Genomic DNA, 12,736 nt, shown 5'->3' with positions numbered 1-12,736 from the left:
AAATATTTATGGTTTTTATGGAAGAAGATATTAATTATTTTGACAACTCAAAGTATGCACCTTGTCAATATGCTACTAGATTACTGGACAAATTACATAAGATGAATGAGGAAATAAACCGGTCAATAGATATTGATGAGGTTAGAAAGGCTATTTATTACGCCAAGAAATATCATGGTAGCCAAATGAGGCAGTCAGGCGAGCCTTATTACTCTCATCCACTAGAGGTGGCGTATATGATCTCTGATTATCTTTTTCGTACTGACATTATTGTTACCAGCATACTACATGACACCATTGAGGATACAACACTTACCGCAAAAATGATTGCTTATATTTTTGGGGAGCAGGTTGCTAGTCAAGTAGAAGACTTAAGCAGGAACAAGCCTCACGGCAAGATTAGCTCGGCAGAAACATTAGATATATTACTTCAACAAGAAAAATATGATGTGGCATTGATTAAATTATTTGACCGAGTTCACAACTTACAAACTCTAGGAGTTAAATCACCTGAAAAAGCTAGGAAGATTATTGAAGAAACCGTAAAAAATTTTATAATCATTGCTATGCATTTAAAAATACCAACAATAACACAAGACTTAACTGCATTATGTTATAAAAATTTATCCATACAGCAGTTTGATCAACATAATCATCAAAATTCTATGGATAATTCCCCGCCACTTTCTCCAACTTTTCAAAATGTAATAGCCCGTATGCGAACCCCACAATTGTAGGGATCATAATAACCCATAATCCCCAATAGCCAAAATGGTTAACAAGATAAGTGAAACCAAAAGCAGTAATAACAGACACGAAAGCACGTGATATAGCGAATATAATGCTAGCACAGGTGAAACGTTTAAATACAGGAAAATGTTTATAAATAATTGGCATAGCAGGACCTAAACATTCGTTAAATAAAATGATAAAGAGTTGAATTAAAAATAACTCAAACGGAGAATGAAGATTATTCAAAAAATATGGACAAAATATGATAAAAATAGAACATATTATGAGTATAATTTTCATGGTTAATAGTGGATATATTTTGTAACTTAAATAAGATAATATTGATACGACCAAGAGCTGTATTAGACATAGAATAAAATTATGATGAATAACCTCAGCAATTGTATAACCAAAGTTAGTTTGTAAAATATTACTACAATATATATAAATAAAATAAAAACCTACAGGTAAAGCACATTGTAAGAAAAAAAGAGCTAATATTGTTTTTTTATTAACTTTTTCTGTCCAAATAGGATTTTTTACTAAAGTACTGGTATCTGTATTAGTTTGTGCAAAAACTTCTTTTAGTTGACGTTTGGCATCAGCAAATTCAGGCGTTTCTCGTAGCTTCGTTCTTGCAATAAAACCAATCAATGCAATTACTGCACCTATCCAAAATGCTGTACGCCAGTTAAAGCCATAAGAAGTAACAAGTGAGGCAATAGCTAAAGCACCTAATGCTCCTAGGGAAGCAGAAACTCCTAATGATCCGACAATTGCATATTGGGCTGGTGGGTTAATCGTTTCCGTTATATAAAGTTCAGCACCTACTTCTCTCCCATAGAAGATATACCTTGCACAATGCGGCAGATTGTTACTATCCAAGCCGCTGCAACCCCTATCTGGGTATAGGTAGGAAGATTAGCCATGACAAGACATGATACAGCCATCATAAAAGTTGTGATGATAACGGTAGATTTACGTCCTATATTATCGCCCAACCAACCAAATACTAATGCCCCAATAGGTCGAAAAACGTAGGTTGAACAAAAGGCAAAAGCCGCCATTAAAGAGGCTGTGTGAGAATCAGTGGTCTCAAAAAAAATCTCATTAAGAAGTACTGCCATATGAACGTAAAGCATTAAGTCAAAGTATTCTAAGAACGTCCCAATTGAAAGTAATCCGACGGCTTCTTTTTGTTCTCTCGTTAGGCTGGTTTGGGGATAGATAACCCTGCCATCTGCTTGTACAAATTTGCTCATATTAGTGTTTAAACCCTTAAGTTATATGTTATCTAGAGTTATATATAATTGTGTTAAAAACTCCCTATACCAATTGGCATAGGGGATGACGATTTATAGAATTGATACTACATAATTTCACAACACATATGGAGTTTAACAGTTTCAGCTAGTGCTGTATCGTCTTCCGAGTCAGATGTACTAGGGCAAGTTTCGTACGAAGCATTATGCTGGGAAGAAGATGCCCCCTGATATGAGTGAAATTGTTGACAATGCGATTCTAATTGTTTATCAGCCCAAACTGCAGCAGACACAGAAATTTCTGCATTCTTGTTAGGATATTGTAGTGATTGTCTTAATAGCATTAACCCATTGCCCCACCTCTGAAAAAACATCAGTATAGACTCGTGTAGCATCCTTCTTAAATATTCCTAAACTGCACTCTTAAACAGATCAAGACTTACCTTGTCTTCTTCCTTCCCGTTACCTTTATCCCTATCATCAAAATCATCAGCCATTTTATATTTTGCCATGCTATTAGGTTGATTTATGTTGCAATATTTTAATTAGAATCAATTCTAAAATAATAGTCAACTTAATTTTTAATAAAAAAATTAAGTAGTTTTTCATATATAAACAATATCCAATATTCTACTCGTATGCGATACGATTTTGATAATCAACATCTCGTTGATCTCAGCCTATATTTTTACCAAATATCTTTTTTCCCCCTTCTAATTTGTTCACCTTATGTATGGCATTTAAAAATTGTAGGAAAGTACAAGATGTCATTGCGAAACCACGTAGTGGTCGTGGCAATCCACATTCATTGCTTCGTCGCTGCCTTGCAGCTCCTCGCTAATAGACGCTAGGCTGTTTTTCCTATGACTTTTAAATTGCCATGGGGGTTATGCGTAAGGTGAGTAATTTGTTTATAGAACCGTGATATTGTTACAACCAAGATTTATTATTTCAATTTTCGATACTATAATTTTCTTGCTATTAATTAACCAAATCTTCAGTATTTATAAATACTAATAAATATATTTAAGGTGAATAAATGATAGGATATCAGCAGGAACAAAGAAGCCTAACGAAAGAACAAAAAGAAGCTGTTGGATTGCTTTCAATAGGGACTTTCCTAGAGTATTTTGATCTGATGCTTTATGTTCATATGGCGGTATTGTTGAATGAGTTGTTTTTTCCAAAATCTGACCCTCATACTGCAGCAATTTATGCTGCTTTTGCTTTTTGTTCTACTTATTTATTAAGACCATTTGGGGCTTTGCTATTTGGCTGGATAGGAGATAATATTGGACGTAAGGCAACTGTTATTATTACAACTTTTATGATGGCTTTATCCTGTTTTGTGATGGCTAATCTTCCAACTTATGCTGAAGTTGGACTCATTGCTACTATATTAGTTACAATATGTCGAATTCTTCAAGGCTTATCATCTATGGGAGAATTTATAGGTGCACAATTATACTTAACTGAAATAACAAAACCACCTATCCAATACCCAGTAGTAGCATTAACCTCTGTTTTTTCTATATTAGGTGGTACATTTGCATTAGCTATTGCATCTTTTACAACCTTACATAATTTAAATTGGCGTATAGCATTTTGGTTTGGAGCAGGGGTAGCTATAATAGGTGTTATAGCACGAACAACTTTAAAGGAAACTACTGATTTTGCTGACGCAAAAAGACGGGTAAAAAATATTTTAGGTGACTCAAAAAAAGACTTAAAATCTAATCCTATATGGAAAGGAATTGTAGAAAAAAATAGTGATAGGAAAAACATAATAGCTTTGTTTTTTATGGATTGTGCTTGGCCAGTATGTTTTTACTTTGCTTATGTTTATTGTGGTAATATTCTTAAGCAAGATTTTGGATTCAGCTCAGAACAAATCATTCATCAAAATTTTATTGTTTCAATAATTCAATTAATAGGAATGTTAGTATTGACTTTTTTAAGTTATAAAGTTTATCCACCAAAAATCATCAAAGCTAAACTATGCTTGTTTATAATTGTTATGTTACTTACCCCAATGTTAATAACAAAAACATCTAGTCATTATACTATATTTTTTATTCAATGTTGTATAATGCTATTTGCCTGTGACTATGTGCCAGCAAGACCAATAACATATACGCATATATCAATTTTCCGACGTTTTACTTATTCATCTTTTTCTTATGCTTTATCACGTGTTATAATGTATATAATAACTTCATTCGGACTGGTGTATTTAGTTGAGTTTTTTGGCTATATAGGATTATTAATTATAATGATACCTGTGGTTATAAGTTATAGTTTTGGTGTAATGCATTTTGGTAGATTAGAGAAAGCGACTGGTAATTATTTTGATAAGAAAAATTAGTTGCATTTAAATCAATGTCTGTCAATACATTAATAGTAGTATATATGTGTATTAATTTTGATACGCTAGGTAACCCTAAATATTCTGCTAAAACTACGAAATAACGTAAGGTCTCTTCTATAATCTTTTTAGCTTTTTCCGGTGATTTAGCACTAACCGTTTGTATATTATGTAATCTGTCAAATAACTTAACTAAAAGCACATCATGTTTCTTTTCTTTATATAACATTTCGACCATTTCCGCCGAGCTAATCTTGCCATGAGACTTGACCCTAGTCAGGTCTTCTACTTGACTAGCCACTTGACTGCCAAAGATGTAAGCAATCATCTTTTCGGTAAGTTTTGTATCCTCGATGGTGTCGTGTAGTAATGCAGTCACAATCATGTCAGTTCTGAAATATTTTGGAATTTCTAGGGCTGTGTACTGGGCAAGCATATACGCCACTTCAATCGGATGAGAATAATAAGGCTCACCAGATTGTCTCATTTGACTGCCATAATATTTTTTAGCATAGTAGATGCCTTTTTTGACTTCATACATGTCTATTGGTTGCTTTACTTTTTTATTTAGCAAAATTAACTCCTTAAGCAACCTCTCAGCATATGCACAATACTGGTATTTTGAATTATCCCAATAGTTATTAACATCTTCCATAAGAAACCATGATATTTTAATTATAAAGTTATAATAAACTAAAATTTTGACTATTTAAAGCATTTACTACTTTTTATCTTTAAAAATATGCAATATTTTCTAACCTATGTTGTATAAATTTTTTCATAAATATGCTTAGTGGGTAGGAAAAATATGATATAATTCAACTATAATGATTATATAAAAGAGGATCAGATGAGTAAAGATAAAGATGTAGCTAGCACTATGCAACTACATGTGGCAGTTAAGAGTGGAAATATTGAGGAAGTAAGAAAAATATTAGAATTGCCTAACCTTGATATTAATGCCAAAGATAAAAATGGCAGAACTCCATTACATATAGCGGCAAAAGAAGGGTTTACTGATATAATAGAGTTATTAATTGAGTCTGGTGCTACGGTAAATGTGTTAGGTTATGAAGAAAGGACAGCTTTACATGAAGCAGCATTGAACACTAAATATCAGGCAGTAGAGATATTACTTGATCACGGAGCTCAAGTGGATAGTAAGGGTTGGGGTAAAGACATTACAAGATTTTGGCTTAAGGACAAAGGAGCATTATATAATACACCATTATTTAATGTGTTGGATCTATGGGTTGCCAAATATCAAGCTCTATGTGATGCAAACCCTGACGACATACCTGATACAGACCCTAAAGTAGATTCTGATACAGAAGATAATAGTGATATTACAAAGAATTCAGAACAAAAGGAGGACTATATTAATACAGCCCATACACTAATAGATCATCATGCATCAGTAAATGTTTTTTTTAACAATGGTCACTATTATTATCACGCTATACATACTGCAATACGGGCAGGATTTTCTACTGTTGTAGAAAAGATGATAAAAAATGATCCTTCTTTAGCTAATGTACAAGAGTATTTAGATGAAAGGTGGCCTCATGATAAGCAATATCCCTTAGAAATAGCAATAGAACATGAACACCCTGAAACAGTAATGGTACTACTTAAAAATTATGCTAATGTTTGTGAGATAGAAAACGTCATGGAGAAATTAGCAAAATTTGGTGAAGAAATATTAAAAGAAGCTAGACATCTTGAAGAAGAAATAAAAAAATTTGTAGAAGCATTTCGTTATGTTTCTGAACACAAAGAATTACCTAATGATTGGGATAAAGATGAATTTTTCGTATTTTCCATATATTAGATAACCCTTCTATACTCTTTAACTGGGACGAAGACCACTTTCCATTCATGGATGGACTAGATGCCTCGGAACAACTGACAAAAAAAATGAAAATTTCTGTAAGAAGTTTTGTTAACAATTTATCATTTGAAACACCTATTTCTAATCCAAGAACTGGTTTGACAGATGAAATAATTCACCAAGATCATATAATGAAACCATTAGGTGATTCTGATCATCATGACCAATGAAATTACTCATATGTATTATATAATATACTACTCGTAACCTCAGTTTTGGATTAAAATTAAAAATTTTAATCCAAAACTGGCTAGAATATTCAGAAAAATGCATTCTTGAAGCGGTTCTACGAATGCATTTTAATCTATTATCGCTAATAATCTTATTTTTATTGGTATAAAAATAAGATTATTAGCAAATGAAATATTTAACAATCAGGCGTCAAACCGCTTTAAGCCTGATTGTTTACATTCTCATTCCAATTTCGGATTAATGAAATTAATCCGAAATTGAGGTTCGTAAATGAAGAGTTGGTAGACGATAGTATAACTTCAAGAAGAGCTAGGCAGTAGCAAAGTCGAGCTGCTAGGCGTACATTAGTACGTGAGCAGCTTCGATCTTTGGTCGTGGGAACGCCAATTCTTGAAGTTCTACCTGAGTATACCATTAATTCTTTACATCATTTGAGTATAGATGATTTAAGCGGATGATGATCTAAAGCCTGTTTTAGATGCTTTGTTTGTATATGTGTGTAAATTTGGGTAGTACTAATATCAGCATGTCCAAGTAGTTCTTGAATTACCCTAAGATCTGCACCGCCTTCTAGCAAATGGCTTGCAAAACTGTGACGTAAAGTATGTGGGGAGATATTACTTGGGTCTAGCCCAGCCTTAATAGATGCTTGTTTTAACAGAATTGCAAAATTCTGCCTAGTCATATGACCACTAGCTGAAGAAGAACAAAATAAATAAATTTGACTTTTAGGGTGTTTTTTGCTTATAAATTTACTACGAATAGTTAAATAATCAGACAAACTCATGGTAGCCTGTTCGTTGATTATCACCATTCTTTCTTTATTACCTTTACCGATTATTGAAAATATTTTTCTAATATTTTGGGACATTTGATTTACTAAAATATCAGTTAACCTTATACTGACAAGCTCAGAAACACGTAACCCACTTGCATATAATAAATGAATCATTGCTTTTAGGCGTATGGAATCAGGATTTTTGTCTTGATTGCAATAGAAAAGTAAATCTTTGATTTTATCAATTGATAATGTAGAAGGAAGTTTAGTTTGATATCTTGGTAAATCTACCATCAAAGCAGGATTATAATTGGTATGCTTTTCGCTAATTAAAAATTCATAATAGTTTTTTATAGTGGATATTTTCCGGTTGATTGATCTTGCCTGCAAGCCATTTCCTGATAAATATTCTATCCAGTCTCTAATATTTTCAGCTTTAATATTCAGCTCTAACAAGTTATTCTGTGATAAAAATTTCTGAAAATCTAACAGATCACCTTTGTAGCCAAGTACGGAATTATTAGCTACACCACGCTCCGCTATCATCATTTCTAGGAATTGTTCGATAAACTCTACCATATTATGTACAGTTTGTTTTAATGGAGGCCAGGGCCGGAATCGAACCGGCGCATTGAGGATTTGCAGTCCACGGCATTACCACTTTGCTACCTAGCCTAAAGGCTTTGAATACTAACCAATATTAGAGCAAAAGGCAACTTATTTTTCTTTTGTTTTAGGCAGGGTAACCTCAGTTCGATATAAGAATTATTAATTCTTATATCGAACTGGCTTTGTTATAAGGAAAAATGCACTCTTAAAGCGGTTCTGCGAGTGCATTTTAACTTTTTTCATCATTCAACATGTGATTTTAATTATTAAAATCACATGTTGAATGGAGTGTTATATTTTAACAATCAGGTGTAGAACCGCTTCAAACCTGATTGTTTCTATATATAATACTGAATTCGATGTAACTTGTTACATCGAATTCAGGTTAGGGTAATATTTTTTTATAACTTATACTTTGTTATCCTTCTAAAATATGCTATACTACCACAGAGTAAAATTAGTCTGTATTGTATACTAATTCTGTTTCGAAGAATTATTATTTGAAAATATCAAGGACTCCCGTACCATAATGTACGTCTAGTGTGTTCTTTCCTCATTTTCAAATTTAATTCGGAGTCACATTCAAGTATATTTAGGGAGTGTTATCTTTAGTATTGTGATTTGCAAAATATCTATAGTTAGGATTTAATTATTTGCAACTCACTGACACAAATTCAAATCAATTGACCATGGTCTAAGTTTTTATAATGGAAAGGAGTAAGCATGTCAACATCGTCTGAATTTAAAGTAGGAGAAAGAATTGTATATCCATCTCATGGAGTTGGAGAGATAGTAAATGTAGAACACCAAATCATAGCTGGTGCTGATATTAAGGTTTATGTAATATCGTTCCCTCAAGACAAAATGACTTTGAAAGTACCGGTAAACAGAGCTGCTATTTCGGGTCTTAGAAAACTTGTTAGTAAAACTGATTTAGCTTTAATATATTCAACACTTCAGGGTAAAGCTAAGCAAGGTAATAGGATGTGGAGTAGAAGAGCACAAGAATATGAGGGTAAAATAAATTCTGGTAATGTAGTATCTGTAGCAGAAGTGGTACGAGATCTCTATAAGAATGTTGATAGTGATCGATCTTATAGTGAAAGGACTATTTATGAATCAGCCTTAAATAGGCTAGCTGGGGAGCTTGCAATTCTTGAGAATATAAATCCTGACGAAGCAATTAATAAATTAATTGAAGTATTGAGAGATAAGCTCGCTGCGTAAATTGGAAACTCATTTTCCCAAGGTGATACACTGCTATAATTTCAAGAGTTGATAGACGATAATATAACTTCAAGAAGAGCTAGGCAGTAGCAAAGTCGAGCAGCGTAACGTACATGAGTAACGGAGTAGTTTCGATCTTCAGGTCGCGGGAATCTTAATTCTTGAAGTTCTACCTAAATATAACGAATTTATTTAAACATTACCTCCAGTAATTCGTACTATATTTGCCCCGCAACTGGTTAGTTTTTTCTCCAATGTTTGGTATCCACGGTCTAAGTGGTAGATTCGGTGTATTCTTGTTGTATCGTTGGCGGCAAGTCCAGCTAATACTAAGGATACTGATGCTCTGAGGTCGCTTGCCATTACTTCTGCTCCTGTCAAAAAAGGTACACCCCGTATTATAGCACTCTTTCCGTTAACTGTTATATTTGCACCCATTCTGCATAATTCAGGAACATGCATAAAGCGATTCTCAAAAATGTTTTCTGTAATTATAGAAGAACCTTTGCAAAGAGTCATAAGGCTCATAAACTGAGCTTGTAAGTCTGTTGCAAACCCTGGATATGGGTTTGTATGGATGTCCACAGGGTTTAATTTACCTACGTAAGAAACTCTTAAACCATTATCAATAGGTAAAATTTCTATACCAGCTTCAATAAGCTTTAATACTATATTTTCAACGATATTATTGCTGATTCCATAAATGTTTAAATTGCCTTTAGTAATAGCAGCAGCAATCATGTAAGTACCAGCTTCAATACGATCCGGCATAATTGAATAATTGACATTTTTTAAATGAGATCTACCAATTATTCTTATTTCATTTGTAGCAATTCCATCTATTTCTGCACCCATTTTGCTAAGACAATGGCACAGATCAATGATTTCTGGTTCTCTAGCACAGTTAAATAATATTGTTTCTCCTTCAGCCAAAGTAGCAGCCATTATGGCATTAATTGTTGCTCCAACAGATATTTTATTAAAAACAAAATGTACAGCTTTTAATCTACCTTTAATTGCAGCATTAATATAACCATGATCGACGTCAACATTTGCTCCCATAGCTTGTAGAACTGCTACATGTAGATCAACTTGTCGAGCACCTATAGCACATCCTCCAGGTAAGGAAACCTTAGCTTTAGAAAATCTAGAAAGTAGAGGTCCTAGAACCCAAATAGAAGCACGCATTTTACGTACTATATCATATGGTGCAGTAAAATTATTAATATTGCTGCTGTCGATATCCATACTCAATCGATCTTGATGATCAGTTAAAGTAACAACACTACCTAAATTCTCAAGTAATTTTTTCATTGTGAGAATATCAGTAAGCTTTGGAACATTGTTAATACTAAGCTTATCTGTAAGTAGTGCTGCAGTCATAATTGGTAGGGCCGAATTTTTAGCCCCACTAATGCTAATACTACCTTCAAGAGGGATACCGCCTTTAATTATCAAACTGTCCATGGGAAAATCCTATATTACTTACAAAAACTTGAAAAGTGGTAACCAATTTGCAAATTTTTAGGTAAAAATTGAGTAGCAAAATTGAAGTAAAGACCTTCGATTTTGCTACAAAACAATAATAGATATCTTTGGCAAACTCTACTTCTGCTGGTAATACCATTTCCCAAAACTAAATTGCTACTCGGAGTACGAGTGTCGGCTACCTTCGCGTACAACTAGTACGTGAGGAGCGGAGATCATGAAGTACGACGACGTGATGATTAGTTTTCGGAAATGGTATAACTTATTCGTGCTACCGGCTACTGCTGCTCCTCACGTACATCATCGTCCGCTGCGGGTCGATATTCCGTGGCTTCTTTAAATTCCTCAGCATAAGCGAGTTTGCCAAAGATATCTAATAAATATCAAGTTTTACCGTTCTTGTCTCCTTTATTGTCAAGAGCTGTTCCAAGTATGTCCCCTAGACTAGCAGCACTATCAGCAAAACCATATTCTTTGATAGCTTTTTCTCTCTTTTCTATTTCAAGTGCTTTTATTGACAAAGTAACTTTACGAGATGCCTTATCAATGGTAATGATTTTTGCATCAATTCTGTCATTAGGGACAAATCTTTCAGTTTTTTGATCAGCTTTTTCACTAGAAAGATCAGCTTTTTTGATGAAGCCCGGTATTTTGTCGTCTAAAATAACTTCTATCCCATCATCTTTAACTTCAGTAACTGAGCAAGTAACGACCGTATTTTTTTTGTACATGTCAAATTCATCTTGCTGGGGGTCAAAACTTAGTTGTTTAATACCTAAGCTTATACGTTCCTTTTCAATATCAATTGATAATACTTTACACTCTATTTGATCATTCTTTTTATATGTTTTTAACAGCTCAGTACCATTGCCTTCCCAACTTATATCTGTTTCATGAATCATACCATCAATGTTGTCATTAAGTGCTACAAACATACCAAAGTCAGTGATATTTCGTATTGGTGCTTTAATTATACTACCTATTGGATGACTATGTGCAAACCCAATAATTGGGTTATCTTGACACTGTTTAATACTTAAAGATATTCTATGTTTATCGGTATCAACTTCTAGAATTGTGAATTGAACTTCTTGACCAATAGTAAGCATTTTCTTAGGATGTTGATTTGATTTTACCCAGCTAATTTCACTTGAATGAACGAGTCCTTCAATACCATCTTTTAATTCAATAAATACCCCATAATCAGCAATATTTGTTACTTTGCCAGTCATTACTTTGCCAACTGGGAATTCTTCTTTTATACTTTGCCATGGATTATGATCAAGTTGCTTCATACCAAGTGAAATTCTCTTAGTTTCTTCATTAAATTTTATAACTATAACCCTAACCTTTTGATCTAGAGATAAAACTTCAGAAGGGTGATTTATTCTGCTCCATGAAATATCAGTAACGTGCAATAGACCGTCTACATTACCTGAATTACCTAAAGCAATAAACGCACCGTAATCAGTGATATTTTTTACTGTACCATCTAATATTATTCCTTCCTTAATTTTCGATAACATTTCGTCTCTAGCCTCAGATCTTGATTCTTCAAGTATGGCTCTTCTAGAAACTACGATATTACCAAGTTTCTTATCCATCTTTAAAATTTGGAATGGCTGCTTGATACCCATTAACGAAGCAATATCTTTTATTGGTCTAACATCTACCTGACTTCCAGGTAAGAAGGCAACAACCCCTGATACGTCAACAGTAAATCCACCTTTAACACGTCCGAATATTATACCATCAACAAACTGTTTATTGGCACATGCAATTTCTAAATGTCCCCATGATTCTTCTCTAATGGCCTTTTCACGACTTAATATAGTTCTACCGTTACGTCCTTCAATTTTCTCAATATATACATCAACTATCTCGCCAACTTCTGGTAAAGGTTGATTACTAGCTAGAGCAAATTCTTCTATAGGAACTCTGCCTTCATTCTTTAATCCAACATCAACTATGATAATGCCTTTAGCAATCCCTACTACTTGACCTTTGACAACAGTACCTTCTTTTACGTGACTAGTACTTACGGCTTCAAGCATTTGTGCAAAATCTTCGTGAGATTGAATGCTAATTTCAGCAAGTTGAGAAACAAATTTTTTCTTAAATTTTTGCATATTATTCTCTAATACTAGTTGTGCCGTCTAGTATAAAAATTATAGTTAATTGACCTGAATTTA

Annotated in this window: 13 protein-coding genes and 1 tRNA gene; 5 read left to right on the top strand and 9 right to left on the bottom strand. The window is 33.5% G+C overall.

What is annotated here, in order from left to right; all coding sequences use genetic code 11:
• The first annotated feature begins 17 nt into the window (after positions 1-17).
• On the top strand, positions 18-737 hold the full coding sequence (locus ACFEL1_RS07300) for an HD domain-containing protein (protein ID WP_375330933.1): 720 nt from the start codon (positions 18-20) through the stop codon (positions 735-737).
• On the opposite strand, the gene ACFEL1_RS07295 is transcribed toward ACFEL1_RS07300, so the two are convergent.
• The 3 genes from ACFEL1_RS07295 to ACFEL1_RS07285 all read right to left on the bottom strand — a co-directional run bounded on the left by ACFEL1_RS07295 (position 664) and on the right by ACFEL1_RS07285 (position 2,389).
• Complete coding sequence (locus ACFEL1_RS07295) at positions 664-1,617, bottom strand: MFS transporter (protein WP_375330932.1); 954 nt, start codon at positions 1,615-1,617, stop codon at positions 664-666. The two genes, ACFEL1_RS07300 and ACFEL1_RS07295, sit on opposite strands and share 74 nt — an antisense overlap.
• Positions 1,560-1,859, bottom strand: a complete 300-nt coding sequence (locus tag ACFEL1_RS07290; RefSeq protein ID WP_375330931.1) for an MFS transporter — start codon at positions 1,857-1,859, stop codon at positions 1,560-1,562. Before ACFEL1_RS07290 ends, ACFEL1_RS07295 begins: the two co-directional genes overlap by 58 nt.
• Positions 1,860-2,101: 242 nt before the next feature.
• Positions 2,102-2,389, bottom strand: coding sequence for a hypothetical protein (locus ACFEL1_RS07285; RefSeq protein WP_341763156.1), 288 nt, complete (start codon positions 2,387-2,389; stop codon positions 2,102-2,104).
• 644 nt (positions 2,390-3,033) lie between these two features.
• Between ACFEL1_RS07285 and ACFEL1_RS07280 the strand changes: the two genes are divergently transcribed.
• Positions 3,034-4,359 carry an MFS transporter gene (locus tag ACFEL1_RS07280; RefSeq protein ID WP_375330930.1) on the top strand — a complete coding sequence of 442 codons (1,326 nt, stop codon included), beginning with the start codon at positions 3,034-3,036 and terminating at the stop codon, positions 4,357-4,359.
• On the opposite strand, the gene ACFEL1_RS07275 is transcribed toward ACFEL1_RS07280, so the two are convergent.
• Positions 4,280-5,014, bottom strand: a complete 735-nt coding sequence (locus ACFEL1_RS07275) for an HD domain-containing protein (RefSeq protein ID WP_375330929.1) — start codon at positions 5,012-5,014, stop codon at positions 4,280-4,282. The two genes, ACFEL1_RS07280 and ACFEL1_RS07275, sit on opposite strands and share 80 nt — an antisense overlap.
• Before the next feature lie 195 nt (positions 5,015-5,209).
• On the opposite strand from ACFEL1_RS07275, the gene ACFEL1_RS07270 reads away from it, so the two are divergent.
• Both ACFEL1_RS07270 and ACFEL1_RS07265 read left to right on the top strand, forming a co-directional pair.
• On the top strand, positions 5,210-6,190 hold the full coding sequence (locus ACFEL1_RS07270) for an ankyrin repeat domain-containing protein (protein WP_375330928.1): 981 nt from the start codon (positions 5,210-5,212) through the stop codon (positions 6,188-6,190).
• A 47-nt stretch (positions 6,191-6,237) separates the two neighbouring features.
• Positions 6,238-6,420 carry a hypothetical protein gene (locus ACFEL1_RS07265; RefSeq protein ID WP_375330927.1) on the top strand — a complete coding sequence of 61 codons (183 nt, stop codon included), beginning with the start codon at positions 6,238-6,240 and terminating at the stop codon, positions 6,418-6,420.
• 449 nt (positions 6,421-6,869) lie between these two features.
• Here the strand turns inward: ACFEL1_RS07265 and ACFEL1_RS07260 are convergent, their stop codons facing one another.
• Positions 6,870-7,799 carry a site-specific tyrosine recombinase XerD gene (locus ACFEL1_RS07260; RefSeq protein WP_375330926.1) on the bottom strand — a complete coding sequence of 310 codons (930 nt, stop codon included), beginning with the start codon at positions 7,797-7,799 and terminating at the stop codon, positions 6,870-6,872.
• Between the two features lie 21 nt (positions 7,800-7,820).
• Positions 7,821-7,895: transfer RNA gene (locus tag ACFEL1_RS07255), tRNA-Cys, on the bottom strand.
• A 657-nt stretch (positions 7,896-8,552) separates the two neighbouring features.
• Between ACFEL1_RS07255 and ACFEL1_RS07250 the strand changes: the two genes are divergently transcribed.
• The gene (locus tag ACFEL1_RS07250) at positions 8,553-9,056 is read left to right on the top strand and encodes a CarD family transcriptional regulator (protein WP_341762124.1); all 504 of its coding nucleotides are present in this window, start codon (positions 8,553-8,555) and stop codon (positions 9,054-9,056) included.
• Positions 9,057-9,248: 192 nt separating this feature from the next.
• On the opposite strand, the gene murA is transcribed toward ACFEL1_RS07250, so the two are convergent.
• From murA to ACFEL1_RS07235, 3 genes are all read right to left on the bottom strand, one after another.
• Positions 9,249-10,523 (bottom strand): UDP-N-acetylglucosamine 1-carboxyvinyltransferase, encoded by a 1,275-nt coding sequence (murA, locus tag ACFEL1_RS07245; RefSeq protein WP_375330925.1) that lies wholly within the window; start codon positions 10,521-10,523, stop codon positions 9,249-9,251.
• Complete coding sequence (locus tag ACFEL1_RS07240; protein ID WP_341762122.1) at positions 10,504-10,683, bottom strand: hypothetical protein; 180 nt, start codon at positions 10,681-10,683, stop codon at positions 10,504-10,506. Before ACFEL1_RS07240 ends, murA begins: the two co-directional genes overlap by 20 nt.
• A 244-nt stretch (positions 10,684-10,927) precedes the next feature.
• Positions 10,928-12,673, bottom strand: coding sequence for a 30S ribosomal protein S1 (locus ACFEL1_RS07235; protein ID WP_375330924.1), 1,746 nt, complete (start codon positions 12,671-12,673; stop codon positions 10,928-10,930).
• Positions 12,674-12,736: the final 63 nt, after the last annotated feature.

It is taken from the genome of Candidatus Tisiphia endosymbiont of Oplodontha viridula (assembly GCF_964264865.1).
Classification (GTDB): Bacteria; Pseudomonadota; Alphaproteobacteria; order Rickettsiales; family Rickettsiaceae; genus Tisiphia.
Note: the sequence above shows the minus strand (reverse complement) of the source record. Positions and strands in the feature narration are given on the sequence as shown.

Excerpts from the sequence above, each read along its gene's own strand:
- ACFEL1_RS07300 (WP_375330933.1), top strand. The coding sequence starts at position 18 with ATGGAAGAAGATATTAATTATTTTGACAACTCAAAGTATGCACCTTGT.
- ACFEL1_RS07290 (WP_375330931.1), bottom strand. The coding sequence starts at position 1,859 with ATGGCAGTACTTCTTAATGAGATTTTTTTTGAGACCACTGATTCTCAC.
- ACFEL1_RS07285 (WP_341763156.1), bottom strand. The coding sequence starts at position 2,389 with ATGCTACACGAGTCTATACTGATGTTTTTTCAGAGGTGGGGCAATGGG.
- ACFEL1_RS07280 (WP_375330930.1), top strand. The coding sequence starts at position 3,034 with ATGATAGGATATCAGCAGGAACAAAGAAGCCTAACGAAAGAACAAAAA.
- ACFEL1_RS07275 (WP_375330929.1), bottom strand. The coding sequence starts at position 5,014 with ATGGAAGATGTTAATAACTATTGGGATAATTCAAAATACCAGTATTGT.
- ACFEL1_RS07270 (WP_375330928.1), top strand. The coding sequence starts at position 5,210 with ATGAGTAAAGATAAAGATGTAGCTAGCACTATGCAACTACATGTGGCA.
- ACFEL1_RS07265 (WP_375330927.1), top strand. The coding sequence starts at position 6,238 with ATGGATGGACTAGATGCCTCGGAACAACTGACAAAAAAAATGAAAATT.
- ACFEL1_RS07260 (WP_375330926.1), bottom strand. The coding sequence starts at position 7,799 with ATGGTAGAGTTTATCGAACAATTCCTAGAAATGATGATAGCGGAGCGT.
- ACFEL1_RS07250 (WP_341762124.1), top strand. The coding sequence starts at position 8,553 with ATGTCAACATCGTCTGAATTTAAAGTAGGAGAAAGAATTGTATATCCA.
- murA (WP_375330925.1), bottom strand. The coding sequence starts at position 10,523 with ATGGACAGTTTGATAATTAAAGGCGGTATCCCTCTTGAAGGTAGTATT.
- ACFEL1_RS07240 (WP_341762122.1), bottom strand. The coding sequence starts at position 10,683 with ATGGTATTACCAGCAGAAGTAGAGTTTGCCAAAGATATCTATTATTGT.
- ACFEL1_RS07235 (WP_375330924.1), bottom strand. The coding sequence starts at position 12,673 with ATGCAAAAATTTAAGAAAAAATTTGTTTCTCAACTTGCTGAAATTAGC.